We start from the raw sequence: 25,136 nt of genomic DNA on the forward strand, positions 1-25,136 counted from the left end.
GAGAAACTCCACGAACTCCTCAGCAGGGACGTTGCAACCACCACTTGAAACCGCCATGACAGCCGGATGTTTCCCTTGATCATGGGGGCGCGCCGCGGTGATCGCGGTCTGGCGGGCCGCTCCTTGATCGATGGAGAGTTTCGGCTGCCATGGCGACCAGATGTCGCCATGGATCATGGGAACCGGCCGTCAGGCCAGGTCGAAGGCCGACGTCAGTGGGGGGACGTCGCGGCACAGCGCCGCGTCCACCGTCAGGAGTGGGCGGTCCTGGGTGTCCAGGACCGTCACCAGCGCCACCACCACCGATCTGGTCCGCGGCAGCGAGAGCAGCCGGCGCTCCGAGTCCGTCGGCAGGCGGGCGCCCAGGCGCTCCAGGGCGCGGTGGGCCAGCGCCTCGCGGGAGCGTTCCAGCTGCTCCAGCAGCGGCACGCCCGGGGCGAGCGCGAACGGGGCCGGCGTGTACCAGGCCAGGACCGCGAACGGCTCGTCGGCCGCGCCCAGGACGTAGCGGGTCGTCGCCAGCGGGGTGCCCGGGTCGCAGGACAGCGCCGCCGCGATCGGCGACCGGGCCGGGACCGTCCCCGAGCCCAGCGGGCGGCCGTGGCGGTCCGGCTGGAGCAGGACCTGGAGGCGGCGCGGGAGGGACGCCAGGCGGGACGGCGGGCGGCCCAGGACCACCCGGCCGCGGCCGCGGACCGGGTCGACCCAGCCGTGGCGGTCCAGGTGGCGCAGGGCCCGGACCACCGTGTTGCGGGAGGCGGCGAACTCGCGCGTGAGCGCCGCCTCGCTCGGCAAAAGGGTGCCCGGCTCGTAGAGCTCGTGCTCGATCCGCGTCTGCAGCGCGGCGAGGATCTGGGCGTACTTCATGGACGGCACCGCGGGAACCTCCGACGAGGGCAGGCCGCGAGCCGTCCGACACAGCCTATGACGCCGGCCAGCGGACCGGGAAGGCGCCCAATTTCGCTTCATGTTGACGGTCGCCGCGCTCGACGTGGCCGGCCGGCTTGGTGCACCGGACCTCCACGTCGCCGCTGGCGGTGGGTGTGCTCTTCACGGCGGTACAGATCTCCATGGCCGCCGACCCTACCCGAACACCAGTTCGAAAATCTCGTGGATCAAGGATCCCACCAGCGGAAACGCCCCAACTATGCCCGAGGATCCGAAACCAGGCGGGCGGCGCGCTCGCGCAGGTACCGCTGCTGCGGCAGGCTCCCCGCCAGGCCCGCCGCGTGGAGGTAGGCCTCACGCGCGGCCGCGCCGTCGCCGGACATCTCCAGCAGGTGGCCGCGCACCGCGTGGAAGCGGTGGTCGCCCGACAGCTCCGACACGTCGGACAACAGCGCCAGCCCGGCCGACGGCCCCGACGCCATCGCCACCGCGACCGCGTGGTTGAGCGCGGTCATCGGGTTCGGCGCCAGCCGCAGCAGCAGCGAGTACAGCGCCACGATCTGCGGCCAGTCCGTCGCGGCCGCCGAGGGCGCCTCGTCGTGCAGCGCCGCGATGGCCGCCTGCAGCTGGAACGGCCCGGTCGCGCCGCGCGGCAGCGCCGCCGTGACGAGCGCGATCCCCTCCTCGATGAAGGCGGCGTTCCACAGCGACCGGTCCTGCTCGGCCATCGGGACCAGTGCGCCGTCCGCGGCCGCCCGGGCCGGCCGGCGGGCGTCCGTCAGCAGCATCAGCGCCAGCAGCCCCGCCACCTCGCTGTCGTCGGGCAGCAGCCGGTGGACCATCCGGGTCAGCCGGATCGCCTCGGTCGACAGGTCGGCGCGGTGTAGCGACGGCCCCGACGTCGTCGCGTAGCCCTCGTTGAAGATCAGGTACAGCACGTGCAGTACCGCGGCCAGCCGATCCTGCCGCGAAGCCGGAGGCGGCAGGCCGAACGGCTGCCCGCTGGCCCGGATGCGCTGCTTGGCGCGGGTGATCCGGCGGGTCATCGTCTCCTCGGAGACCAGGAACGCGCGGGCCACCTCCCGCGTGGTCAGGCCGCCGACCGCGCGCAGCGTCAGCGCGACCTGCGCGTCGGCCCGCAGCGCCGGGTGGCAGCACAGGAACAGCAGGATCAGGGAGTCATCGGTACCGGAGACGGCCGGCACGTCGAACGACCAGCGCCACGCCGTCTCCTCGCGCCGCCGCCGGGCCTGGTCGGCGCGCAGCAGGTCGGTGAGGCGCCGCGACGCCACCGTCACCAGCCAGCCGAGCGGCGCGTCCGGCACGCCGCCGGACGGCCACTGCGTGGCGGCGGCGAGCAGCGCCTCCTGCACCGCGTCCTCCGCGGTGTCGAAGTGCCCGTACCGGCGCACGACCGCGCCCAGGACCTGCGGCGCCAGCCGGCGCAGCAGGTCCTCGACCGCAGTGTCCACTAGAAGCCCAGGTCGGCCGACGACTCCACGATCGGGCGCACGTCGGCGTACGCGGTGGCGGCGGCCCCGGCCGGCGCCGGGCACTCGCCGAGCCGCATCGCGAGCTGGGTTGCGCGGTCGAAGCTCTCACACTCGACGATCCAGTAGCCGGCGAGGACCTCCTGGGTCTCCGCGTACGGCCCGTCGGTGACCAGTCCCGGCGTGCCGCCGACCCGGCGGGTGTGCACCGGCGCGTCCAGGGCCCGGGTCTCGACCAGCTCGCCGGCCTCCTCCAGGTCCTGGTTGAACTTCGTCATGAACGCGTGCATGGCGGCGAAGTCCTCGCCGGTCCACTCGGTGTCGACGGCCTTGCCGGCCATCGCGTCGTAGTCGCGCTGCGAGGCGTAGGTGAGGATCATGTACTTCACGGTGGGCTCCCCTCTGAGCGATTCTCGTCAGGGACGTCGGAGCCGGCCACCGGATCCGGACACAGGAACGGCAGGACTTCCGCGGAGAACTCCGCCGGCGCCAGGCTGTGGATGCGGTGCCCCACCGGAATGGTCACCAGCCGGCAGTCCGGGAGAGCCGCGGCGACCTCCGCGAGCCGGGCCGGCGAGATGTGGCTCTGCGGCCCGCCGGACAGCAGCAGCGTCGGCGCGGTGATCCGCCCCAGGCCCGCCCACCACTCCGGCTGCGGCCGGCGCAGCTGGGTGACCGCCGCGCGCAGCGCCCGCGGGTCGAACGCGCGGCCGCGCAACGCGAGGCCGGACAGTGCCAGCCGGAGCCGGGAGAAGCTGCCCGGCGGCGCCGGCGGGTCCTCCAGGACGAGCCGCGTCACGCGGGCGGGCTGCCGCTGGGCGACGAGTGCCGCGGTGTAGCCGCCGAGCGAGTGGCCGACGAGGGCGACCTCGTCGAGGCCGAGGTGGTCGAGCAGCTCGATGACGTCGTCGGCGTGCCCGGACAGCGGATAGTCCGCGGCCTGCGGGCTGTCGCCGTGCCCGCGCAGGTCCGGGACGATGATCCGGCAGTACCGCAGCGAGCCCGTGAACCCGGACCAGGTGGCCCGGCCGCTCCCGCCGCCGTGCAGAAGGACCACGGCCGGCCCGCTGCCGTGGTCGTCGTAGGCCAACTTCATGTGCCGAGCTGGTCGGCGACGTCGTGCAGCACGCTCACCAGCTGGTGCATCGGGATCTGCCGGCGGTCGGAGTCGGCGACGTCCTTGCCCTGTTTCGTGTAGAGCGGCGGGAGCACGTGCAGCCCGTTGTCGAGCGGGCAGGCGGCGATCTCGTCCTCCCAGCCCGGCCAGCGCCAGGTGGTGTAGAACTGGTCGACCGCGCCGCCGAGCATGGCGTAGAGCCAGTCGGTGTAGCCGAGGCCGAGATCTTCCCAGCGCAGCGTGTCGGGCGCGAAGTAGTGGATCGTCGGTTGCGCGGCGTCACCCTGGCGCCAGACGAACTCGCCGCCCATGACGTCCTGCGCGACGACCAGGCCGGCGAGGTCGAAGGTCTCGTTGACGGCGTGGATGTCGGCGAGGCCGCGCTCGGGCGCGCCGGAGGCGAGGATGCGCAGCCAGCCCTGGTCGATGACCAGGCCGCCGCTGAAATACACGAGCGCGCCCAGCCACGAGTTGGTCGTCACCTGGAGGCGGTGCAGGCAGGCGGCGCCGCGGTCGGGCTCGGTGGGCAGGACCTCGACAGCACACGGCGAGCCGCTCACGGCAGCCTCGATCTCGGCCCAGGCGGACCGGTCGTCGGAGATCAGCTCCGCCAGGGATCGCACCCCGACAACAATACGGCGCCCGACACGAACGGCGGAAAACAGCGCTGAATGATTGTCACTCAGGTTTTCTGACTGTCCTCACGCGGATACCGAAAGTCACGATGCCGGACATGACTCGTCGCTGGTTGATCACCGGATGCTCCACCGGTCTGGGCCGCGCGCTCGCCGAGGCGGTCGCCGCGTCCGGGCAGCAGGTGCTGGCCACGGCCCGGCGCCCGGAGACCCTGGAGGAGCTCCGGGAGAGGTACCCGCGCACGCTCGCCACCTGCGCGCTCGACGTCCGCGACGCGGACGACTGTCACAACGCGGTGCACGCCGCCCTCGCCCGGTACGGCGGGATCGACGTGCTGGTCAACAACGCCGGCGTCGGGCACTTCGGCGCCGTCGAGGAGGTCACCGACGCCGAGCTGCTGGCCCAGCTGGAGGTCAACCTCGTCGCGCCCTGGCGGCTCACCCGCATGGTGCTGCCGCTCATGCGCGCGCAGGGCCACGGCGACGTCGTGATGGTGTCCTCCACGGCCGGGCGGCTCGCCTACCCCGGGCTGGGCGCCCACGCGGCCGCCAAGTACGCGCTGGAGGGCATGGTCGACACGCTCGCGCTGGAGCTGGCCGGCACCGGCGTGCACGTCATGGCGGTCGAGCCGGGCTGCTTCGCCACCGGGTGGGGCACGTCGGTGACCGAGTCGGCGGCGCACGTCAGCGCGTACGAGCGGGTGACCGGGCCGACGCTCGCCGGCACCCGGGAAATGCAGCAGCTGCCGCCGGAGCTGTTCGCCGCCGAGGTGCTGCACCTGATCGCCGGCGACGACCGCCCGATCCGCCGCCCGATCGGCGAGGACGCCTGGACCACCCTGCTCGACGCCGCCCAGCGCGAGCACACCGCGCTGCTCAACGCCCGCCCGGTGCCCGCCGCCGTCTGAGGCCGGTCAGGCCGCCTGGACGATCAGGGCCTCGCGCAGGGCCGTCAGGTCGGCGTCGCGCAGGCCCTGCTCGCGGGCCCAGCCCTCCATGCCGCCCCAGCGCTCGCGCACCAGGTCGAGCAGGCGGGCCATCAGCGCCGCCTCCGGCTCCCAGACCGGCACCGACGGGGGCCGGGGTGGCAGGCCGAGCCGGTCGAAGACGACCCGCACCCGCTCGTGGATGGTCGGCATGGCGGCCGCCGTCGCCGCGTAGTCGGCCGCGATCACCTCCTCGGGCACCCCGAGCAGGCCCAGCACGACCGCGGCGAGCACGCCCGTGCGGTCGCAGCCGGCCTCGCAGTGGAACACCGCCGGCAGGGCGTGCTTGCCGGCGAGCACCCGCACGGTGCCGGCGAGCACGTCGCCCTTCTCGTCCAGCATCGCCAGGTAGTGCCCGACCAGGTCCTCGGCCCCGCTCACGTCGGCGATCGGGGCCGGGTAGTAGCCGACCCGCAGGCGCGCGAACGGGCCGCGGCCGAGGTACGCCACCTCGTGCTCGCCGCGCAGGTCGATCACCGTCGCCACGCCCAGGTCGTCGACCAGGCGGCGCGCGTCGGCGCGGGTGGCGTACGCGAGGGAGTCACTGCGGAAGAGCACGCCGGGGCGCACCGCGCCGCCGTCCGCCGGGAGGCCGCCGAGATCGCGGAAGTTGACGAGGCCCTCCAGGCCACCGTCGAAGCGGCGCCGCCGACGGAGCCACCTCACCAGATCATGCCCTTCAGCCAGCCGTAGAAGCGCATGAACCAGCCGACCTCACGCAGGTACGCGATGCCGGCCAGGGCCAGGAACAGGCCGGTCAGCGCGTGGGCGCCCTTGGCGGTGCGCCGGACGCGGCCCAGGCGCTGCTCGAGGACCAGCCGGCCGAGCAGGCGGGCGAGCGCGAACACGCCCACGGCGACCGCGAGCACCACCAGGAACGCGATGAACGGGCCGGTCAGGCTGCCGTCGGAGTCGAGCGCCCAGAGGCCCCAGCAGATGAACGCGATGAACGCGCCCGTGCCGGTCAGCTCCCACCCGATCTTCAGCGTGCGGGCGCGCTCGCCGGGCTCCGGGCGGTACCGCGGACGGTCCTCCACCGGATCGGCCGGCATCATCCCGGTCGGGTCGGGCGCCGGGCGCGCGACGACCTTGGCCCGCCCCCGCATCTGCGGCACGCCGTCGGCGTTGACCGCCACCCCGCTGGGCGACACGGGCACGCCGGAGACCGGCGGGGCCGATACCGGCGGCGCCATCGCGGTCGGCGCGGCCCGCGGCGGCAGCGGCGGCACCTGCTGGTGGAACGCGGTCACCCCCGAGGTGGCGGCGCGCAGCGCGACGAGCTCCCGCTCCAGGCGCTCGATGCGCTGGTACGCGTCGGTCTCCGTGCCGGTCACCGACGGGCGGGCCCGGCCGACCGCCCGGCCTTCGGTGCCCGTGTGCTCCGGCTCGCGCCAGTCGCACCCGACGTCGGGCAGGCCGGCCCGGCGGACCAGCTCGGCCAGCCCGGTCAGCCAGCCGGCCAGCTCGCGGGTCTCCGGCCGGTCGGCGGGCCGGTCGGCGAGCGGCGCGTGCAGGTGGTCGCGCAGCCCCGGCACCTGCTCCAGCAGCGGGTGGCGGCGCAGCACGTTCCACGGCGGCGGCGAGGCCTCCTGGTAGCGCTGGCCGTGCTGGTCGCTGCGGCCGTCGACGCGCGGGTAGGCGCCGGTGACCAGGAAGTACGCCACGGCGCCGAAGCCGTGCACGTCGTACGCCGGCCCGACGTACTTCACTCCGCCGAACGCCTCCGGGCCGCCCGACTCCGGGGTGTAGGCGATCTGGGTGATCTCCTCCTCGCGGTAGTACCGGGCGCCGGTGAAGTCGATGAGCCGCACCTCGCCGGTCGCCAGGACCATGACGTTCGACGGCTTCACGTCCATGTGCAGGACCGGGGTGGCGCCGGTCTCCTGCGGGTGGTGCAGGTGCTGCAGGATCGTGGTCAGCGTCTTCAGCGCGGAGACGGCGTTGAGCCGCCGGGCGCCCGGCGCCGACCCGGACCGCTGGGCCACGTACTCCCGCAGGTTGATCCCGTGGAGGTAGTCGTACACCTGGTAGGGCACCGCGTCACCCGGCGCCGGGCGCTCGCCCGGCCGGTGCGGCGGCGGCCCGTAGAAGCCGTCGGCGCGCCGGCAGATGCCGGGGACGCCGCGGTTGTTCAGGTCCATGAGCGCCGCGTCACCCTTGTCCCAGGAGCGCAGCTCGTCGGCGATCGGGCGCTGCGGGTCGACCCGGAACACCTTCACCGTCATCGGCGCCGACGTCACCCCGCCGCAGACCCGCACGGCACGGTACACGTCGGCCTGCCCGCCCGAGCCCAGGTGGGCGACCAGGCGGTACCGCTGGAACGTCTCCGCCAAAGGGCTCGCCGGACCACACACGAGGTCCAGCAACGCACCCTGCGTCATGACGCCACTCCCCCCAGCAACAAATGTGTCCCCCAGACATTTCGAGAGTAACGAGCGCGCAAATCGGTCGCGCTCAGTGGAGGTCACGAGGTAGACACAACCGGATGAGCGACTATGCCCTGCGCACCGCCACCGCCGAGGACGTCGACGCCTTCAGCCGCGTGATCCGCGACGCGTTCGCCGTGCCCGGCGCCCCCGACCCGAGCGATTCGATCCGCACGGTGATCGAGCTTCCGCGGTACCTCGTGATCGAACACTCCGGGCAGGTGGTGGCCTCGGCGGGCGCGTTCACCCGCGACCTCGCCGTGCCGGGTGGCGTACTGCCGGCGGCGCACGTGACCGCCGTCTCGGTCGCCGCGACGCACACCCGCAAGGGCCTGCTGCGCCGGATGATGACCCACCAGCTGGGCGACGTGCCGGAGGCGGTCGCCGTGCTCTGGGCCAGCGAGGGCCGCATCTACCAGCGCTTCGGCTACGGCCTCGCGGCGCAGAACGTGACGTACCGCATCGACCGCCGGGAGGTGTCGCTGCGGGTCCCGGCCGCCGCCGGGACGCTCCGGCAGGCCGCGCCCGCCGACGTGGTCAAGGAGCTCGCCGAGGTGTACGACCGGGTGCTGCCCGGCCGGCCCGGCTGGTCGAGCCGCAACGCCACCTGGTGGGCGCACCTGACCAAGGACCCGGAGCAGCAGCGGGACGGCTACACGGCGAAGCGCGCGGTGCTCTTCGAGAACCCGGCCGGCGGCGTGGACGGCTACGCGCGGTACAAGGTCCGCAACGACTGGACCGACATCGGGCCGGAGCACGAGATCAACGTCCTCGAGGTGGTGGCCGCGACCCCGGCCGCCTACGCCGAGCTGTGGCGCTTCCTGCTGCGCATCGACCTCAGCCGCCGGGTCGTGCTGGGCCTGGGCAGCGTCGAGGAGCCGCTCTTCCACCTGGTCGACGAGCCGCGCCAGCTCGGCGGCAAGGTCGGCGACGGGCTGTGGGTGCGGATCGTGGACCTGCCGCGGGCGCTCACCTCGCGCAAGTACGCCGCGCCGGTCGACGTGGTCCTGGAAGTCACCGACGCATTGCTGCCGCAGAACGCGGGCACCTGGCGGCTGCGGGTCGGCGCGGGCGGCGCGCTCGTCACGTGCGCCCGGGTCGACGCGGCCCCCGACGTCACGCTCGACGTGGCCGACCTCGGCGCCGCGTACCTCGGCGGCACCCGCCTCGGCACGCTCGCCCTCAACGGCCGCGTCACCGAGCACCGCCCAGGTGCGGCGGCCGCGCTGAGCACGGCGTTCGGGTGGTCCGTCGCGCCGGTGTCGATCGAGATCTTCTGATCGGTCCGCGGGGCCGGGTGAGGCGGTAGGGTGGGGCGATGGGTGGGATCCAACGCCGGCGGCGGCGCATGCGCCAACATCAGCCGGTGACCCCTGACCCCGCTCCACCCACGGACCCGGCGCCCGTCGCCGTCCCGGAGGTCGAAGTCCCGGAGGCCGAGGTCTCGGAGCCCGTCGCGGCCGCCGAGCCGGTCGAGACCGTCGCGCCCACGAGCGGGGCGCCGGTCACCGCGAAGCCGCACCCGCCGATCCCCCGGCCGCCGCTGCACCCACCGGCCCCGGGCCCGGCGCTCGCCGTCGTCGCGGAGAGCGCCGAGCCGCCGCGGCCGTCACCGCATCACCTGGCCGAGCTGTCCGGGGCGTTCGCGATGACCGCGAGCGTCCACGACCCGGAGCAGCCCGGGCAGTCCGGGCAGCCCGGGCAGCCAGGGCAACCCGGACCCGGACCCGCCGAGGCCGAGCAGCCGGCCGACCACGACCATGATCATCATCACCACGACGCGCACCACCACCATCACCACCACGACGAGGTGGTGTCCGAGCGGGGCCTGCGCGGCCTGGTCGGCGGCGGCGCGTCGCAGGTGAGCGTCTCGGCCGCCATGCGGGCACGGGACGCGGCCCGGCCGACCGAGGAGGATCTCGCCGCGGCCGACCGCGACCTCCAGATCATCCGGCGCGGCTGGGTGCCCCGCGAGGAGCTGACCCGCCCGGGCCGCCGCTCCCCGACCAGCTGAGGGTCAGTCCTCCGGGAGCGGGGGCAGCTCGCGGGTCGTGTCGTACTCCAGGACCTGCGCGATGCGGCGGGCGTGCCGCTCGTTGCCGGAGAAGGACGTCGTGAGGAACGCGGTCACGAGGGTGGTCGCCTCGTCGAGCGTGTGCTGGCGGGCGCCGACGGCCACCACGTTGGCGTCGTTGTGCTCGCGGGCGAGCTGGGCCGTCTCCTGGTTCCAGGCCAGGGCGGCGCGGACGCCGGGGACCTTGTTCGCGGCGATCTGCTCGCCGTTGCCCGAGCCGCCGATCACCACGCCCAGGCTGCCCCGGTCCCCGACGACGCGGGCGGCGGTGTGGAAGCAGTAGGCCGGGTAGTCGTCGTCGGGGTCGAACTTCGCCGGGCCGACGTCGACGACCTCGTAGCCCTGCAGCCCGAGGGCGGAGACCAGGTGGACTTTCAGCTCGTATCCGGCGTGGTCCGAACCAAGGTAGACGCGCATACCCGGAAGTCTGTCAGAACCGGATCAGGCCAAGGCACGAACCCGTCACCAGCACCGCGCCCAGCAGGCACAGGCCGCCGACCCAGGCCGCGGTGGCTCCCGTGGACAGGTTCCAGATCCGCCGGCGGTCCCATACCAGGGCCGCCGCGGCGAAGGCGCCGACGCCACAGGCGGCCACCATGGCCGCGATGAAGATCTGCATGTGCCACCCCAGGCCGCTAGAACGAGCGGCCTAGTGTTTATCACGATCGGGTGATTGCGGCGAAATCTAGTCCAGCTCGGCGACGACGAGTCCGGCCCGCGCCTTGGGCGTGAACCAGGTGCTCTTGCGCGGCATCTTCTGCCGGGCCAGGTTCACCGCGACGAAGTCGTCGACGGTCACCGGCGCGATGAGCACGGCCAACTCGGCCCGGCCCGCGTCGACCTCGCCGCGCAGCCACGCGGCCGGGTAGTCGCCCCCGACGTAGGTGATCCGCTTGTCGCCGGGCTCCAGCCCGAGCGTCTCGGCGAACAGCCGGCGCTCGACGAGCGCGTGGTCGAGGTTCTCCACGACGCCGGCCTCGGCCACCTTCGGCAGGGTCACCGACCAGGCGCCCTCGCGGGTGTGGAGGTGCACGCGGCCACCCGCGGCCGGGACGTCGGCCGGGACGGTCAGCGGCTCCCGGTCGAGGCCGTCGAGCGCCTCCGGCAGCTCGGAGACGAGCCGGTTGTACGGCTGGATCGCCACCGACTCCGGCGTGGTCACGACGGCCAGGAAGCGCGGGTAGCCGGCGGTCTGCGCGGCGAGGCTGCGGTGGTTGCCGTCGGCGACGACGAGCTCCCCGCCGCCGGCGAGCGTGAGCAGCCGGTCGCGCGTGGTGCCGGCGCCGACGGCCCAGATCTCGTGCGTGCGGCCGGCCGGGTCGGTGTCGGCCACGGCCGGCGCGCCGGCGTCGGCGACCGCCTGGGCGAGCGCGGCGTGCAGCGCCTCGCCGTGCGCGGTCTGCAGCAGCAGGACCGGCGACAGCAGGTGCTTCGTCGCCTCGGCCAGCGCGACCCGCTCGCGGACCTTCTCGATGAAGACGTCCTCGTTGCGGATGACGGCGCCGGGCTCGTCGGCGCTGGTCGAGATCTGGTCGGTCGCGACCATGCACCACAGGCCGTAGGCGCGGGCCCCGTCGGGCGCGGTGATGCGATACAGCACCACCACGTCGGCGGCGGGGGCGTAGTGGCCGTCGTCCTTGGCGGCCCGCAGGCGGGCGACCGCGTCCGGCAGGCAGTCGCGGAAGGGCTTCCCGACGCTCTCCGGCGCCCGGTGCGGCATCTCCACCGCCAGCGCGCTGGACGGGTTGGCGGCGATGATGTCGGTGATCTCGGCGTCGTCGGCGAACTCGTCGTAGTTCTGCGCGCCGGTGCCTCCGGTGGACAGCCAGGCTCGGGCGATCGGGTACGCAACCGTCATGTACGAAACGCTATAGCTCAGCCGATGCGGGCGGCGGCACGGGGCACCGCCCGTCCCGCAGTGCGGCGCCGGGCGCTGCGCGACGCGGCCATCGGCCCGGCGGGCACCGCCGGCGAGAGGAACCGCGGGGTGTGCACGAGCGCGGGGGCCGGGGCGGGATCCGCGTCGAGCGGCGCGGACGCCGACCGGGCCGAGGCGCTCACCACGACCGGCGGCGCCAGCAGCGCGATGACCTCGTCCGGCAGGTCGGGCAGCTCCTCTTTCCAGGCCCGCTCCTGGACCGTCCACAGCGTCGTGGAACTGTCGGTGGTCATCTCCGTCGTCCTCCCCATGTGCGGCAAGTTGTCGTTGCATCCAGCGCAACGACTTCCGCGCGCTCCGGCGTCGCACCCTGTGTGCGAATCCAGATTCCAGGGAACGGCACCCGCGACCCCGCGTGACGGTTCTGTCGCCGTTCAGGCACGAACTGGGGGGACGACGGTCAGCATCTTGACGATGCGCAGCGCCATCTTGCCCGGCTGCCCCTTGCGCAGCTCCACCATGTCGGCGAGCGCGTGGATGATCCGCAGGCCGCGGCCGGACTCCGCGTCGGGCGGCGCGTCGAGCGGGGTGACGGAGTCGAGGCCGGCGCCGTCGTCGACGACGTCGATGATGCACCGGTCCTCCTGGATGGTGACGGTCACCTCGTAGTCGGCGCCGGAGTCCGGGTGCTGCACGGCGTTGGCGCACGCCTCCCCGACGGCCAGGCCGATGTCGTCGCGGCACTCCTTGGTGACGGCGAAGACCGCGAGGGCGGCGTCGAGGACGCGGCGGGTGAGCGGGACGGTCGAGCGGTCCCGGGGCAGTGAGAGCGAAAGCCGGACCTCCATGCCCACGGTGGTGCTCCCTTCGCGTCTGCGGTCGGCCGCACGTCATGTGAATGCCCCGGAAGCTCACCGTGGAAACGGCCACGGACCGCTACGTCATATAGCGAAGTACGCATAAGATGGGGTCCATGGGGCACGACCACGACCACCACGGACCGCGGGAGGACGCCGACCGCCGGTGGCTGTCGCTCGCCCTCGCGCTGATCGTCGGCTTCATGGCGGTCGAGGTCGTCGTCGGCCTGCTGGTCGGCTCCCTCGCCCTGCTGTCCGACGCCGCGCACATGCTCTCCGACGCGGCGGCGATCGCGCTGGCCCTCTTCGCCACCCGGCTCGCGGCCCGGCCGCCGTCGGGCGGCTACACGTTCGGGCTGAAGCGCGCGGAGATCCTCTCCGCCCAGGCGAACGGGCTGACCCTGCTGCTGCTGTCGGTCTGGATCATCTACGAGGCGGTCAACCGGCTGGTGAGCCCGCCGCCGGTGGGCGGCGGCGCGGTCCTCGCGACCGCGCTCGTGGGCGTCGCGGTCAACCTGGTCGCGGTGTGGGCGATGGGCAAGGCCAACCGGGCCAGCCTCAACATCGAGGGCGCCTTCCAGCACGTGCTGACCGACCTGTTCGCGTTCGTCGCGGCCGCGGTCGCCGGCCTGGTGGTGCTGTTGACCGGGTTCGACCGCGCCGACGCGATCGCGTCACTGGTGGTGGCGGCGCTGATGATCCGCTCGGGCGTCCAGCTGGTGCGCGACTCGGGCCGCATCTTCATGGAGGCGGCGCCGAGCGGCATGGACCCGGCGACGCTCGGCCGGGAGCTGTCCGGCGTGCCGGGCGTGGTCGAGCTGCACGACCTGCACGTGTGGCAGGTGACGTCGGGCTATCCGGCGCTCTCCGCGCACGTGCTCGTCGACCGGGAGGGCGACTGCCACGCGGTGCGGGCCGCGATCGAGACGCGGCTGCGGGAGCGCTGGGAGATCGGCCACACGACGCTGCAGGTCGACCACTGCGAGGACGACCCGCATTGCGTCGACTCACACGGTGCTGCGTACCGCGCTGCCGGCTGAGGCGGCCTGGACCCGCCGGGTGACGACGCGCTCGGCGACGAACGACAGGAACGGCACGGTGCCGGCGAGCAGGATCAGCACCGTGAAGCCGATCGTCCACTTCGCCCGCCGGGCGAGGTCGGCCGCGAGCACCAGGTAGACCATGTAGAGGAAGCCGTGCGCCGGCCCGACGAGCGCGACGATCGTCTCGTCGTCGGCGGTGTACTTCAGCACCGTGCCGACGGTCAGCACGATCAGCAGCACGCCGACGATCCAGGCGATGACCCGGTAGCGGGTGAGGGCGGGGTTCAGTGGTGTGGCGGACATCGGCCTCATCCGGGAAAGTCGCTGGGACGGCGGTCAGGGTCGGCGGCGAGCCAGGCCAGCATGCGGTTGTAGGCCGCGAGCTCGGGGTCCTCGTCGTCGCCGCGGTGAACGGGCACCTGCTGGTGCTGCAGGGGCCGCAGCGGCGGAGGTGCCGGGCGCGGGGCCCGCACCCCGCGGGCGTCGCGCACGGCGCGCGCCCACAGGAAGACGACGAAGACCGCGAACAGCGGCCACTGGACGGTGTAGGCCCAGCTGAGCATGTTGCCGGCGGCGGCCCGCTCGTACTGCCAGCGACCGGCCACCAGGCACACGGCAACCCCGGCGAGCGTCAGGACATGCCCGAGCACCCACCGAGGTGTGAAGAACCGCCGCACAGGTAGGCAGCCTACCCCTTCGCCCTCAGTCGAACGCCGGGCCCACGTCCCGCGTGCGCTTGATCTCGTAGAAGCCGGGCGTGCCGGCCACCAGCAGCGTGCCGTCCCAGAGCCGGCCGGCGGCCTCACCCTTGGGCCGCGGGGTGACCACCGGGCCGAAAAACGCGATGAGCTTGCCGTCGGGACCCGGGACGTGGATGACCGGCGTGCCGACGTCCATGCCGACCGGGTCCATGCCGGCGAAGTGGCTGGCCCGCAGCTCGGCGTCGTACTCGGTGGACTCCGCGTACTCCGCCAGGTCGGCCGGCAGCCCGGCCTCGGCCAGCGCGGTCCGGTAGAGCTCGTCGCCCAGTTCCTGCTTCTCGTGGTGGATCCGGGTGCCGAGGGCGGTGTACAGCGGGCGGAGCACCTCATTGCCGAACTTCTGCTCGGCGGCGATCGCCAGCCGTACCGGCGCCCAACCCTTTGCCAGACCCTCCTTGTATCGCTCCGGGAGGTCGTCGCGGCCCTCGTTGAGGATCGACAGGCTCATGACGTGGAACCGGACGTCGACCGGGCGGACCTGCTCCACCTCGAGCAGCCAGCGGGACGTGATCCAGGCCCATGGGCAGCGCGGGTCGAACCACATGTCGGCGATGACGCGGTCTTCGGCCATGGCGGCGACCACCTCTCTACTGAAAGCGTCGAGAATCCGCTTCGATCCTTACTCCGAGGCGCTCCGGCGGGCTACCCGGGCCGGGAGTGACCTGAGCCACTCCTCCAGTGTCGCCCGCCGACATGGAACACTCGGGGTGACGCCGTCGACGGGGACGGCCACAGCGAACGACGGGAGACGACACGTGGCCGGTGTACGCAACCTACGCCAGGTTGAGGCGGTCGAGCGGGCGCGCCTGCTCGACATCGCGGCGTACGACATCAGCCTCGACCTGACGGATGGCGCCGGCCATCCCGGGGAAGGCACGTTCCGGTCGATCACCGAGGTGCGGTTCACCTGCCACGAGCCGGGTGCGGGCACCTTCATCGAGATCGCCGCAGCGAACCTGCGCAGCGCCACCCTCAACGGCGCGGAGCTGGACGTCTCGGGCTGGTCCAACGAGGACGGCCTGCCGCTGCCCGGGCTGGCCGCGGACAACGTGCTCGTCGTCGACGCCGACTGTGCGTACTCGACGACCGGCCAGGGCCTGCACCGCAGCGTCGACCCGGTGGACAAGGAGGTGTACCTCTACAGCCAGTTCGAGACGGCCGACGCCCAGCGCGTGTTCGCGTGCTTCGACCAGCCCGACCTCAAGGCCGAGTTCACCTTCCGCGTCACCGCGCCCGCGCACTGGAAGGTCATCTCCAACATGCCGCTGGCCACGCAGGAGGGCCTGACCCGCAACTTCGTCCCGACGCCGCGGATGAGCACCTACATCACCGCCGTCTGCGCCGGGCCCTACCACGAGGTCCGCGACACGCACGACGGCATCGACCTCGGTGTCTTCTGCCGGCAGTCGATGCGGCAGTACCTCGACGCCGACGAGATCAACCTGATCACCAAGCAGGGGTTCGACTTCTTCCACGAGGAGTTCGGCATCCGCTACCCGCTGCCGAAGTACGACCAGGTCTACTCGCCGGAGTTCAACGCCGGCGCGATGGAGAACTTCGGCTGCGTCGTGCACGCCGAGCAGCACTACATCTTCCGCTCGCCGGTCACCGACTACGAGTACGAGCAGCGGGCCAACACGATCCTGCACGAGCTCGCCCACATGTGGTTCGGCGACCTGGTGACCATGCGCTGGTGGGACGACCTGTGGCTGAACGAGTCGTTCGCCGAGTGGGCCAGCCACTGGTGCAACACCCACGCGACCCGGTTCGAGGACGCGTGGACGACGTTCCTGTCCGTGCGCAAGAACTGGGGCTACCGGCAGGACCAGCTGTCCTCGACGCACCCGGTGTACTGCGAGATGCCCGACGTCGAGGCGGTCGAGGTCAACTTCGACGGCATCACCTACGCCAAGGGCGCGAGCGTCATCAAGCAGCTGGTCGCCTACGTCGGCATCGACCCCTTCCGCACCGGCCTGCGCGCCTACTTCCAGCAGCACCAGTGGGGCAATGCCACCTTCGACGACCTGCTCTCCGCGCTGGAGACGGCCAGCGGCAAGGAGCTGCGCAAGTTCGCCGCCCAGTGGCTGGAGACGGCGCAGGTCAACACGCTGCGCCCGGAGCTGGCCATCGCCGCCGACGGCACCTATGAGCGGGTGCTGGTCCGGCAGGAGGCCCCGCCCGCGTACCCGACGCTGCGCACCCACCGCATCGGCATCGGCCTCTACGACCTGGTCGGCGGCGCGCTGATCCGCCGCGAGCTGGTCGAGGCCGACGTCGACGGCGAGGAGACGGAGATCACCGCCCTGGCCGGCCGCCGGGCCGCCGACGTGCTCCTGCTCAACGACGACGACCTGACCTACGCGAAGCTCCGCCTCGACCCCCGCTCCACGGCGACGGTCGTCGAGCACATCGACGGGCTGGACAACTCGCTCGCCCGCGCGCTGGTCTGGTCGGCGACGTGGGACATGGTCCGCGACGCCGAGCTCGCCGCCCGCGACTACGTGCGGCTCGTCGCCACCGGCCTGCCGGCCGAGAAGGACATCAACCTGGTCACCGCCACCATCCGCCAGGCCCAGTCGGCGCTCGTGTTCTACGCCGACCCGGCCTGGGCCCCGGAGGGCTGGGCGCAGATCGCCGCGACCGCGCGCACCGCGCTCGCGTCGGCCGAGCCCGGCAGCGGCTTCCAGCTGGCGTGGGCCCGCTCGTTCGCCGCGGCCGCCCGCAGCGAGTCGGACCTCGCCGTGTTGTCCGGCTGGCTGCGCGGCGAGGACGTCCCCGCCGGCCTGACGATCCAGGCCGACCTGCGCTGGGGCATCCTGCACGCCCTGATCGCCAACGGCGCCGCCGACCCGGCCGAGATCGAGGCCGAGCTCGACCGCGACCGCACCGCGAGCGGCGAGCGCCAGGCCGCCCTGGCCCGCGCCCTGGTCCCGACCCCCGAGTCGAAGGCCGAGACGTGGCGCCGCCTGGTCGAGGACCACAACCTGCCGAACTGGCTGCAGCGCTCGCTGCTGCAGGGGTTCCAGCACTCGGCCCAGACGGCCCTCACCGCGCCGTACGTGGCCGCGTACTTCGACTCCCTCACGACCGTGTGGGAGCACCGCGACAGCGAACCGGCGGCGGAGTTCGTCGAGCTGGGCTACCCGGCGTTCCAGGTGAGCGAGGACACGGTGGCCCGCACGGAGGCCTGGCTGGCCGAGCCCGGCCACCCGGCCCCGCTGCGCCGCCTGGTCGGCGAGGGCCGCGACGGCATCGTGCGCGCCCTGAAGGCCCGCGCGCGGGACGCCGAGGCGTCCTGACGGCCCCTGACGGCCCCTGACGGCCGAGACACTGCGGGCCCCGTGCCGACCGTGAGGTCGGCGCGGGGCCCGTTGCGCTTGGTGGGTCAGGCGCGGCCGGCGTGGTCCGCCAGCTGGGCCAGGCCCGCGACGAGACCGCCGGCCAGGTCGCCACCGCCGAACGCGGCGGCCATGGACAGCGCGGCCAGCTTCGCCGCGCGGTCGGGCAGCCGGCGGCGGGCCTCGCCGCCGGTGACGATCTCCAGCAGGCGCTGGTTGGGCGAGACCGCGACGAGGACCGAGTGCGGCGGGTCGGCCAGCTGGCCGTGCAGCTTCTCGGCGCTCGCCCGCGCGGACTCGTCGAGGTCGCCGACGTAGATGCTGAAGGTCAGGCCGGTGGACGAGTCGGCCAGCCGGAGCGCCTCGTCCAGGCGGAGCAGCTGGCGCGTCGTGAACGGCCCGTTCAGGACATCGGGCTGGGCACTACCAGCGGTCACTTGCGCCTCCCATGACGTGCGGCTGCGCCTTGTCGCCGGACCACTCGGTGGCGGCGTCGCTGCCGCCCGTGGTCAGCTCGGGCCGCCGGGTGCCGACCAGCTCGCGGGCAGCCGGCGCCTTGGTCAGCTGCTCGGGCGCGGAGAGGAACCAGACGGGTGTGAAGTCGAACGGCCGCCCGGGCCGGTACCGCTTGCTGTTGCGCCGGGAGCCTCCCCCGGCGAACACGGCGCCCGTGATGAGCACGATGACCAAGACCGGGATGCCGGCGAAGATCAGCGTCGTCTCGATGATGGACAAGCTCAACGCCCCCAGGCGTCGAAGGGACTAAAAGACCGGCTTCACGTTAGCGGTCGCGGATGACCAGCCCGTTGCCGGGGGTATCCGACCTTGGAAACAGCGGTGCAGCCACACCGCCACCGACCGTCGAGCGCACCCGCCAGTGTGCCGAAACGCCCGGCGGACGGCGGCGCCTGCCGCAAGTTCACGCCCCGGCTAGGCCGCGTGACCTAGGCTGGGACCGTCGACTGGCAGTTCGAGCCAGTCCGCCCAGCGTGGGTCGGGTGTGCGGTGACCGAGCACCCGCCACGCCACACCCTTGGGTGCCATCGGGGTGGTATGCAAACGCCAGCCGAGTTCGGCTGGCGTTTTGTCACCTTTTGTGTGGTTACAGCGGGCGCAGGCGGCGACGACGTTCTCCCAGGCGTGCCGCCCGCCCCGGCTCCGTGGCATCACGTGGTCGATGGTCTCGGCCGGGCCGCGGCAGTAGGCGCACCGCCATCCGTCACGGGCGAATATCCCGCGGCGGGAGAGGCCTATGTGGGTGCGGTAGGGCACGCGCACGTATCGCGTGAGCCGGACCACAGAGGGGACCGGCAGTTCTTCGCTTGCACTGTGGAGGATGCCCTCACCGTCGGCGACACACACGGCCTTCGACGTCAGGACGAGGATGGTGGCACGTCTGACAGACACGACACACAGCGGCTCGTAGGTGGCGTTGAGCACCAGCGCACCCGATACTCGTGCGGGTCGTATGTCAGGCATCAGCCGTCCCCCTAGTGCGTGAAGGAATCTCCCTGGTGAAGGTCTGGACACCGGCCCCGGCAGCGAAGCCGTGCGCTAATCGTCCCTGATAGATCCTCGGATTGCACGTACTATTTGCGGCCGACGGATGAACCTTCGCCCACCCCGGCAGACGTTTGTGCGGACTTACCCCGGTTCGCACCGGTTCTTCAAGGAGTGTTGTGACCAGCCCCCTGGCCATGCCGTTGGAGCAGACCCCCAGCCCCAGCCCCAAGCCCGGTCCGAGCTGCGTCAAGGTCAGCGACGTCTGCCAGATCGTCTACGAGCAGACCAACGTGAAGTGGCTCGCCGAGAGCAGCTACTGGGTCCTGGTCAAGCCGCTGTCCATCCTGCTGATCCTGGTGGTGGCGTTCCTCGCCCGGGCGATCATCCATCGGGCCATCGACCGGCTGATCAAGCACACCGTCTCCGAGAACGAGCAGGGCGGCTCGCTGCTGCGGCCGCTGCGCAACCGGCTGCCCAACGCGCTCGCGCTGCCGATCGAGCGGCGCAACCAGCGGGCCCGCGCGCTCGGCTCGGTCCTGCGCTCCATCGCCTCGGCCGTGGTCTTCACGATCGCCACGATGCTGGTGCTCGGCGAGGTCGGACTGAACCTCGGCCCGCTGCTGGCCAGCGCGGGCATCGCCGGCCTGGCGATCGGGTTCGGCGCGCAGAACCTGGTCAAGGACTTCATCGCCGGCCTGTTCATGCTCCTGGAGGACCAGTACGGCGTGGGTGACGTGGTCGACGTCGGCGAGACGATCGGCACGGTCGAGGCGGTCGGCCTGCGGATCACCACGATCCGGGACGGCGCCGGCGTGGTGTGGTACGTGCGCAACGGCGAGATCATCCGGGTCGGCAACAAGAGCCAGGGCTGGGCCGTCATCAACATCGACGTGCCGGTCGGCTTCGTCTCGGTCGACCAGGCCAGCGCGGTCCTGCGCGACGCGGCCGCCGCGATGGCGGAGGACCCGGACTACGCCGAGGACCTCATCGACCCGCCGACCGTGCTCGGCGTCGAGCAGCTGACCGCCGACGGCGCGGTCGTGCGCACGACGGTGAAGACGTCGACCGAGGCCCAGTGGCGGGTCGGGCGCGAGCTGCGCCGCCGGCTCACCGAGGCCCTGGAGCGGGCCGGGATCACCGCCCAGCTGACCGCGGCGCGCATGTTCATCCGGCCCCCGGCCGAGCCCAACGGCGACACGGGCACCGGCGGACCGGGCGGACCGACCTGATCGGCCGTTTTTGACGCATCGCGCGATCATCGGCAACCAACCCGACGGGTAGGGTCGCGCGTCGGGTGGTCAGTCGGTTATCGTCCGTTCGTTCAGGTGCATCGCTGCACAGTGTCCCGGTCCGGTGCCTTTTGACCCCTCTTGGCACTGGAATGACCGGTTCGGCCGCGCCCGCGAACGTTTGACGCCGCTGTCGTGACCGATGGAAGGGGGCTCCGCCGGTGTCCGACCCCGACGAGTCCGCGAACCGCCCGGCGACCATCGGTGAGACCCTCGCCAACGGCGAGTATCGCGCCGTCTTCGCCGCCAGTTCGCTGTCGTGGTTCGGCGACAGTGTGGCGCGGGCCGCCGTGATCGCGCTGGTCTACCAGCGGACCGAGTCGCCGATCGCGTCGGCGGCCGCGTTCGCCATCAGCTACCTGCCGTGGCTCGGCATCGGGGCGGTGCTGGCCGCCATCGCCGACCGGTACTCGTACCGGAAGATCATGATCCTCAGCGACCTGATCCGCATGGCGATCATGCTGGCGCTGGCCGTCTTCGGCGGCCTGCCGACCGCGGCGCTCATCGGGCTGCTGTTCGTCAGCGCGCTGCTCAGCCCGCCGTTCGACTCGGCCCGCTCGGCGCTGCTGCCGCGGATCCTCTCCGGCGAGCGGTACGTCACCGCGCTCACCATGCAGCGCACCGCCGCCCAGGTTGCGCTCATCGCCGGCTACGCCTGCGGCGCGGCGCTCACCGCCGTCGACTCCCGCTACGCGCTGGTCTTCAACGCCGGCACGTTCGCCGCGTCGGCGCTGCTCGTCGTCGTCCGGGTCAAGGAGCGCGCCCCCAGCCTGCGGGTCGAGCAGCGCACCAACCTCTTCCGCGAGAGCGTCGAGGGGTACACGGTCGTCTTCCGCTCCCCGGTGATGCGCGCGATCGCGCTGCTGGTCTTCTGCGGCGTCTGCTTCGGCGTCGTCCCCGAGGGCCTGGCCGCCGCCTGGTCGGCGCACCTGGCCGGCGGGCCCAACGCGGTCTACCTCGGCGTGATCATGGTGGCGGCCGCGGTCGGCTTCGTCTTCGGCAGCGTGCTCGTCACCTGGCTGATCAAGCCGCACCAGCGGATCAAGCTCATCCGGCCGGTCGCGATCATCACGCCGCTGGCCCTGGTGCCCTCGCTGTTCGACCCGAACATCGCCGGCGTGGTCGTCATGACCCTGATCTCCGGCGGGGCCTTGGCGGGCACGCTGCCGGCCACCAACGCGCTCTTCGTCCAGGTGCTGCCGCCCGCGTTCCGGGCCCGGGCGTTCGGCGTCATGCAGAGTGGCGTGCATCTCATCCAGGGCGGGGCGATCGTCTTCACCGGCTGGCTGGCCGAGCACTTCCAGCTGCCGAACGTGGTGGGGTATTTCAGCATGGCCGGCGTCGTCGCCATGGCTGTGATCCTCACCATCTGGCCGGCGCAGGCCACGATCGCCGACGCGATCGCCGCCAACAAGGTGCGCGTGGCCGAGATGGAGCACGCCGGCCGCTCGCCCGGCGGCGGCGAGGACTTCGGCGAGGTCACCATCGACCTGGGCCGCGCCCCGCTGCCGGCGCGGCGCCCGCGCCCCTCCCCCGGGCCGTCCGCCCGGCCGCACCCGCCGATGGCCGACCCGGCCGAGCGCACCGTCGACCTGTCGGAGCGGACCGCCGAGCTCGGCGGCCTTCCGCCGCCTCCGTCGCCGTCCTCGCAACCGGCACGGCATAGTTGATGGCGTGACGGCCCCCAACTTCTACGAGCTCGTCGGCGGCGAGCCCACGTTCCGCAAGCTGGTCGACGTGTTCTACGAGGGCGTGGCCCAGGATCCGGTCCTGCGCCCGCTCTATCCCGAGGAGGACCTCGAGCCGGCCAACGAGCGGTTCCGGCTCTTCCTCATGCAGTACTGGGGTGGCCCGACCACCTACTCCGAGAACCGCGGCCATCCCCGCCTGCGGATGCGGCACGCGCCGTTCGTCGTCGGGCCGGCCGAGCGCGACGCCTGGCTGCGCCGGATGCGGGTGGCGGTCGACGCGCTGGAGCTCGACCCGGAGCACGAGGCGGTCCTCTGGGAGTACCTGGAGCGCGCCGCCCACTTCATGGTCAACGCCGACGAGTCCCCGTCCGGCGGACTCATCGGACAAACACCCTGAGAGACGCGGTTTCGTGCTTCTGTGACGAAAGCGGCCCCGGTCGGATGACCAGGGCCGCTTTCGTTGAGTGGGGTGACTGATGGGATTTGAACCCACGACACCCGGGACCACAACCCGGTGCTCTGCCAACTGAGCTACAGCCACCATGAACGTGCCCGCTAATAGTAGGGCATCGGCCGGGGGATGCGTCGACAGGGTTATGACGCGTTCGCGTCACCTTCCCGGCTCAGCTCCGCGGCGATCGCCTTGGCGGTCTCCACGTCCGGGCCGGGCAGGGGCACGAAGAGGGTGCGGCGGTAGTACTCCAGCTCGCGGATGCTCTCGCGGATGTCGGCCAGCGCGCGGTGGGCCAGGCCCTTGGGCGGCTGGCCGAAGTACACCCGCGGGTACCACCGCCGGCACAGCTCCTTGATCGAGGAGACGTCGATCATCCGGTAGTGCAGGTGGTTGTCGAGGCGCGGCATGTCGCGGGCCAGGAACCCGCGGTCGGTCGCGATCGAGTTCCCGCAGAGCGGGGCGGTGCGCGGGTCCGGGACGTACTCGGTGACGTACCCCATGATGAGGTCCTCGGCCTCGGCGAGCGTCACGGCGGAGGCACGGACGGCCTCGGTGAGCCCGGAGCGGCTGTGCATGTCACGGACTACCTCCAGCATCCCGTCGAGCCGGGCGTCGTCGGCGTGGATCACCACGTCGACGCCGTCGCCGAGCACGTTGAGATCGGGGTCGGTCACGAGCGCCGCGACTTCGATCAGCGCGTCCTTACCCAGATCGAGCCCCGTCATCTCACAGTCGATCCAGACCAAAAGATCACCCACACCACACAGCCTAGTGTTCATCGGGCCGACTGCTCACTCCTTGGTGCGCGCAACCACCCGGACCCTGGCCGTTCGTTCGCCGTCCCGTGCCCGAGTTGTCCGATCTTGCCCACCCCGACGTGGCCGGCGTCACGTCGGTGACGGCCGGCCGGCGTCGTCGAGCGCTCCGGCTACTTCACCGGGACCTGCATGGTGATCGTGGACTGGTTCAGGTCGTCGACGCGGACCACGAACTTGAACTCCCAGGTGCCCGGTGTCACCAGCGACACCTGACCGAAGGCGTGGTCCTCCGTGATCGCCAGCACCGGTACCGTCAGCGGCTCGATGCCCTTGCTCGGCAGGGCCGCCGTCGCCTTCCACTCGACGACCTTCAGCGGGCCCGAGCCGTCGGGCTTCAGGGCGTAGAGGTGCACGGTGTTCTGCCCGACGGTCGCCGGCGAGACGTCGACCTGGAGCTTGACCAGGTTCGTGGTGGAGGTGCCGGTGAACGGGCCGGCCGGCGCGTTCCCCGCCTGCGCGCTGCGGGCCGGCGTGGTCTGCACGAGCACCGAGGTGACGGCGAGGACCACCACCGCGACGGCGACCTCGGTGAACACGGCGCGGCGCAGCAGCCGCCGGTCGCCGTCCTCGATCTCGGCGACCGGGGCCGGCTCGTCCTCGCTGGAGTCGTCGCCGGAGTCGTCGCCGGGGTCGGCGGCGGGCACGAAGCGGCGGTTGGTCAGGCTCCTGGAGTACGCCGCGATCCCGATGATGATCGCGAGCAGCGCCACCTTCGCGATCACCAGCCTGCCGTAGGTGGTACCGGTGAGCGCGTCGAGCGTGCCGATCTCGACCAGCGCCTGGGCGGTGCCGGCGAGCACCAGGACGGTGATCGCGAACAGCGCCCACCCCGACCAGACCGGCACGATCGCGCTGAGCTCGCGGGTGTTGGCCTGGCGGAGCAGGAAGCCGAACAGCATGACCAGCCCGCCGAGCCAGACCGACATCGCGGCCAGGTGGGCCACGTCGGCGACCACGGTCAGCGTCGGCACCGGGGAGGCGCTCGGGTGGCCGGAGATCGGCCAGGTGGCCAGGCCCACGATGCCCAGGATGACGAGCAGCGTCTGGTCGATCTTGCCCGCCCGCCCGGCGATCACCGGGCGCAGTAGGAGGGCGACGGCGGCGATGACGGCCAGGCGGATCAGGTGGGCGGCGCCGAAGGGCGTGCCGAGCACCTCGCGGGCGGCGTCGCCGGACACTTTGAAGATGGAGTTGCCGGCCGTGTAGGGGATCTGGAGGTACAACTCGAGCAGAGTGCTGACGGCGAGCAGGCCGGCACCCGTCAGGGCCAACCGGCCGGGCGGCCGGGTCGGGAGCCGGCGCGGCCAGAGGGCGAACAGCACCAGCGCCGGGCCGACGAGCAGCACGAGGCCGGTGAAGCCGAGGAACCGCGCGACGGACATGGCGTTCTTGACCACGGGGTCGGTCTGCGCGGCCGGTTCGCCGTCGTCGCTCGCGGTGGCCGAGACCTCGCCGTAGGAGAAGCTGAAGCCGCCGCTCACCGGGTGGCTGTCGGCCGAGATGACCCGGTAGCTGACCAGGTAGGTGCCCTTCGGGCCGCCGGACTTGAGCGGCACGACGAGCTCGGTGTCGCGGGCGACCGGCTTGCCGGTGTCCACCCGGCTGCCGTCCGGCGCGATGACCCGGATCTTGTCGGCGACGACCCGCACGGGCTCGCTGAAGGTGAGCGTGACCTCACCGGGCAACTGGTCGAGGATCGTGCCGGCGACGGGGGCGGTCCTGTCGAGCGTCGCGTGCGCGCTGGCGGGCGCGGCGGGCAGCACCAGGATGACCAGCGCCCCGAGGAGCCCACCGAGAAGCACGGACCATCTGCTTGGGGTCATGTCCCTCATGATTTCGCGTCGGTCATTTCGAGGTAGTCGCGGGTCGGGGTCCGGAAGTTCCCGA

Annotated in this window: 28 protein-coding genes and 1 tRNA gene; 8 read left to right on the forward strand and 21 right to left on the reverse strand. The window is 72.5% G+C overall.

The window, feature by feature from the left end; translation table 11 throughout:
* Positions 1–189: 189 nt before the first annotated feature.
* The 5 genes from ABZS66_RS41435 to ABZS66_RS41455 form a co-directional block, all read right to left on the reverse strand.
* Positions 190–867, reverse strand: a complete 678-nt coding sequence (locus tag ABZS66_RS41435; protein ID WP_354767718.1) for a GntR family transcriptional regulator — start codon at positions 865–867, stop codon at positions 190–192.
* Between the two features lie 278 nt (positions 868–1,145).
* On the reverse strand, positions 1,146–2,360 hold the full coding sequence (locus tag ABZS66_RS41440; protein ID WP_354767720.1) for a sigma-70 family RNA polymerase sigma factor: 1,215 nt from the start codon (positions 2,358–2,360) through the stop codon (positions 1,146–1,148).
* On the reverse strand, positions 2,360–2,758 hold the full coding sequence (locus ABZS66_RS41445; protein WP_354767777.1) for a YciI family protein: 399 nt from the start codon (positions 2,756–2,758) through the stop codon (positions 2,360–2,362). The genes ABZS66_RS41440 and ABZS66_RS41445 overlap by 1 nt, the downstream gene beginning before the upstream one ends.
* Positions 2,759–2,763: 5 nt before the next feature.
* A complete protein-coding gene (locus ABZS66_RS41450) occupies positions 2,764–3,474 on the reverse strand; it encodes an alpha/beta hydrolase (protein ID WP_354767722.1) in 711 nt (236 codons plus the stop codon).
* A complete protein-coding gene (locus ABZS66_RS41455) occupies positions 3,471–4,118 on the reverse strand; it encodes a DUF2625 family protein (protein WP_354767724.1) in 648 nt (215 codons plus the stop codon). The genes ABZS66_RS41450 and ABZS66_RS41455 overlap by 4 nt, the downstream gene beginning before the upstream one ends.
* A 110-nt stretch (positions 4,119–4,228) precedes the next feature.
* Between ABZS66_RS41455 and ABZS66_RS41460 the strand changes: the two genes are divergently transcribed.
* The gene (locus ABZS66_RS41460) at positions 4,229–5,038 is read left to right on the forward strand and encodes an SDR family oxidoreductase (RefSeq protein ID WP_354767726.1); all 810 of its coding nucleotides are present in this window, start codon (positions 4,229–4,231) and stop codon (positions 5,036–5,038) included.
* A 6-nt stretch (positions 5,039–5,044) separates the two neighbouring features.
* On the opposite strand, the gene ABZS66_RS41465 is transcribed toward ABZS66_RS41460, so the two are convergent.
* Both ABZS66_RS41465 and ABZS66_RS41470 read right to left on the reverse strand, forming a co-directional pair.
* The gene (locus ABZS66_RS41465; RefSeq protein ID WP_354767728.1) at positions 5,045–5,782 is read right to left on the reverse strand and encodes a tyrosine-protein phosphatase; all 738 of its coding nucleotides are present in this window, start codon (positions 5,780–5,782) and stop codon (positions 5,045–5,047) included.
* A complete protein-coding gene (locus tag ABZS66_RS41470; RefSeq protein WP_354767730.1) occupies positions 5,779–7,497 on the reverse strand; it encodes a hypothetical protein in 1,719 nt (572 codons plus the stop codon). The genes ABZS66_RS41465 and ABZS66_RS41470 overlap by 4 nt, the downstream gene beginning before the upstream one ends.
* Before the next feature lie 104 nt (positions 7,498–7,601).
* Between ABZS66_RS41470 and ABZS66_RS41475 the strand changes: the two genes are divergently transcribed.
* Both ABZS66_RS41475 and ABZS66_RS41480 read left to right on the forward strand, forming a co-directional pair.
* Positions 7,602–8,822, forward strand: a complete 1,221-nt coding sequence (locus ABZS66_RS41475) for a GNAT family N-acetyltransferase (RefSeq protein WP_354767732.1) — start codon at positions 7,602–7,604, stop codon at positions 8,820–8,822.
* A gap of 368 nt (positions 8,823–9,190) precedes the next feature.
* Positions 9,191–9,556, forward strand: a complete 366-nt coding sequence (locus ABZS66_RS41480) for a hypothetical protein (protein WP_354767779.1) — start codon at positions 9,191–9,193, stop codon at positions 9,554–9,556.
* Between the two features lie 3 nt (positions 9,557–9,559).
* On the opposite strand, the gene ABZS66_RS41485 is transcribed toward ABZS66_RS41480, so the two are convergent.
* The 5 genes from ABZS66_RS41485 to ABZS66_RS41505 form a co-directional block, all read right to left on the reverse strand.
* A complete protein-coding gene (locus ABZS66_RS41485; RefSeq protein ID WP_354767734.1) occupies positions 9,560–10,033 on the reverse strand; it encodes a ribose-5-phosphate isomerase in 474 nt (157 codons plus the stop codon).
* A gap of 13 nt (positions 10,034–10,046) precedes the next feature.
* A complete protein-coding gene (locus tag ABZS66_RS41490; RefSeq protein ID WP_354767736.1) occupies positions 10,047–10,235 on the reverse strand; it encodes a hypothetical protein in 189 nt (62 codons plus the stop codon).
* Between the two features lie 66 nt (positions 10,236–10,301).
* Complete coding sequence (locus ABZS66_RS41495) at positions 10,302–11,474, reverse strand: DUF1015 family protein (protein ID WP_354767738.1); 1,173 nt, start codon at positions 11,472–11,474, stop codon at positions 10,302–10,304.
* A 17-nt stretch (positions 11,475–11,491) separates the two neighbouring features.
* On the reverse strand, positions 11,492–11,788 hold the full coding sequence (locus ABZS66_RS41500) for a hypothetical protein (protein ID WP_354767740.1): 297 nt from the start codon (positions 11,786–11,788) through the stop codon (positions 11,492–11,494).
* A 141-nt stretch (positions 11,789–11,929) separates the two neighbouring features.
* On the reverse strand, positions 11,930–12,343 hold the full coding sequence (locus ABZS66_RS41505; protein ID WP_354767742.1) for an ATP-binding protein: 414 nt from the start codon (positions 12,341–12,343) through the stop codon (positions 11,930–11,932).
* Positions 12,344–12,468: 125 nt separating this feature from the next.
* On the opposite strand from ABZS66_RS41505, the gene ABZS66_RS41510 reads away from it, so the two are divergent.
* Complete coding sequence (locus tag ABZS66_RS41510; RefSeq protein WP_354767744.1) at positions 12,469–13,392, forward strand: cation diffusion facilitator family transporter; 924 nt, start codon at positions 12,469–12,471, stop codon at positions 13,390–13,392.
* On the opposite strand, the gene ABZS66_RS41515 is transcribed toward ABZS66_RS41510, so the two are convergent.
* From ABZS66_RS41515 to ABZS66_RS41525, 3 genes are read right to left on the reverse strand one after another with little or no spacing between them, the layout of a single operon-like run.
* Positions 13,360–13,683 carry a DUF3817 domain-containing protein gene (locus tag ABZS66_RS41515; protein ID WP_238012111.1) on the reverse strand — a complete coding sequence of 108 codons (324 nt, stop codon included), beginning with the start codon at positions 13,681–13,683 and terminating at the stop codon, positions 13,360–13,362. The genes ABZS66_RS41510 and ABZS66_RS41515 overlap by 33 nt on opposite strands.
* A 20-nt stretch (positions 13,684–13,703) precedes the next feature.
* The gene (locus ABZS66_RS41520; protein WP_354767746.1) at positions 13,704–14,072 is read right to left on the reverse strand and encodes a hypothetical protein; all 369 of its coding nucleotides are present in this window, start codon (positions 14,070–14,072) and stop codon (positions 13,704–13,706) included.
* Between the two features lie 25 nt (positions 14,073–14,097).
* Positions 14,098–14,727, reverse strand: a complete 630-nt coding sequence (locus ABZS66_RS41525) for a DsbA family protein (RefSeq protein ID WP_354767748.1) — start codon at positions 14,725–14,727, stop codon at positions 14,098–14,100.
* A gap of 184 nt (positions 14,728–14,911) precedes the next feature.
* Here ABZS66_RS41525 and pepN point away from each other — a divergent pair, with 184 nt between their 5' ends.
* Complete coding sequence (pepN, locus tag ABZS66_RS41530) at positions 14,912–17,455, forward strand: aminopeptidase N (RefSeq protein ID WP_354767750.1); 2,544 nt, start codon at positions 14,912–14,914, stop codon at positions 17,453–17,455.
* An 86-nt stretch (positions 17,456–17,541) separates the two neighbouring features.
* On the opposite strand, the gene ABZS66_RS41535 is transcribed toward pepN, so the two are convergent.
* The 3 genes from ABZS66_RS41535 to ABZS66_RS41545 all read right to left on the reverse strand — a co-directional run bounded on the left by ABZS66_RS41535 (position 17,542) and on the right by ABZS66_RS41545 (position 18,973).
* A complete protein-coding gene (locus ABZS66_RS41535) occupies positions 17,542–17,931 on the reverse strand; it encodes a DUF5130 family protein (protein WP_354767752.1) in 390 nt (129 codons plus the stop codon).
* Entirely contained in the window at positions 17,918–18,229 is a 312-nt protein-coding gene (locus tag ABZS66_RS41540) for a hypothetical protein (protein ID WP_354767754.1), read from the reverse strand. The genes ABZS66_RS41535 and ABZS66_RS41540 overlap by 14 nt, the downstream gene beginning before the upstream one ends.
* A gap of 195 nt (positions 18,230–18,424) precedes the next feature.
* Complete coding sequence (locus tag ABZS66_RS41545) at positions 18,425–18,973, reverse strand: HNH endonuclease (RefSeq protein WP_190255990.1); 549 nt, start codon at positions 18,971–18,973, stop codon at positions 18,425–18,427.
* 200 nt (positions 18,974–19,173) lie between these two features.
* Between ABZS66_RS41545 and ABZS66_RS41550 the strand changes: the two genes are divergently transcribed.
* The 3 genes from ABZS66_RS41550 to ABZS66_RS41560 all read left to right on the forward strand — a co-directional run bounded on the left by ABZS66_RS41550 (position 19,174) and on the right by ABZS66_RS41560 (position 22,374).
* The gene (locus ABZS66_RS41550; RefSeq protein WP_354767756.1) at positions 19,174–20,226 is read left to right on the forward strand and encodes a mechanosensitive ion channel family protein; all 1,053 of its coding nucleotides are present in this window, start codon (positions 19,174–19,176) and stop codon (positions 20,224–20,226) included.
* Positions 20,227–20,447: 221 nt separating this feature from the next.
* Positions 20,448–21,956, forward strand: coding sequence for an MFS transporter (locus ABZS66_RS41555; protein WP_354767758.1), 1,509 nt, complete (start codon positions 20,448–20,450; stop codon positions 21,954–21,956).
* Positions 21,957–21,960: 4 nt separating this feature from the next.
* Complete coding sequence (locus ABZS66_RS41560) at positions 21,961–22,374, forward strand: globin (RefSeq protein WP_354767759.1); 414 nt, start codon at positions 21,961–21,963, stop codon at positions 22,372–22,374.
* 68 nt (positions 22,375–22,442) lie between these two features.
* On the opposite strand, the gene ABZS66_RS41565 is transcribed toward ABZS66_RS41560, so the two are convergent.
* The 3 genes from ABZS66_RS41565 to ABZS66_RS41575 form a co-directional block, all read right to left on the reverse strand.
* Positions 22,443–22,518, reverse strand: a tRNA-His gene (locus tag ABZS66_RS41565).
* 53 nt (positions 22,519–22,571) lie between these two features.
* A complete protein-coding gene (gene orn, locus ABZS66_RS41570; RefSeq protein WP_354767761.1) occupies positions 22,572–23,210 on the reverse strand; it encodes an oligoribonuclease in 639 nt (212 codons plus the stop codon).
* Positions 23,211–23,359: 149 nt separating this feature from the next.
* The gene (locus ABZS66_RS41575) at positions 23,360–25,081 is read right to left on the reverse strand and encodes a copper resistance protein CopC (RefSeq protein ID WP_354767763.1); all 1,722 of its coding nucleotides are present in this window, start codon (positions 25,079–25,081) and stop codon (positions 23,360–23,362) included.
* Between the last annotated feature and the right edge of the window lie 55 nt (positions 25,082–25,136).

Origin of the sequence: Dactylosporangium sp. NPDC005572 (assembly GCF_040605515.1) — a bacterium.
Taxonomy (GTDB): domain Bacteria; phylum Actinomycetota; class Actinomycetes; order Mycobacteriales; family Micromonosporaceae; genus Dactylosporangium.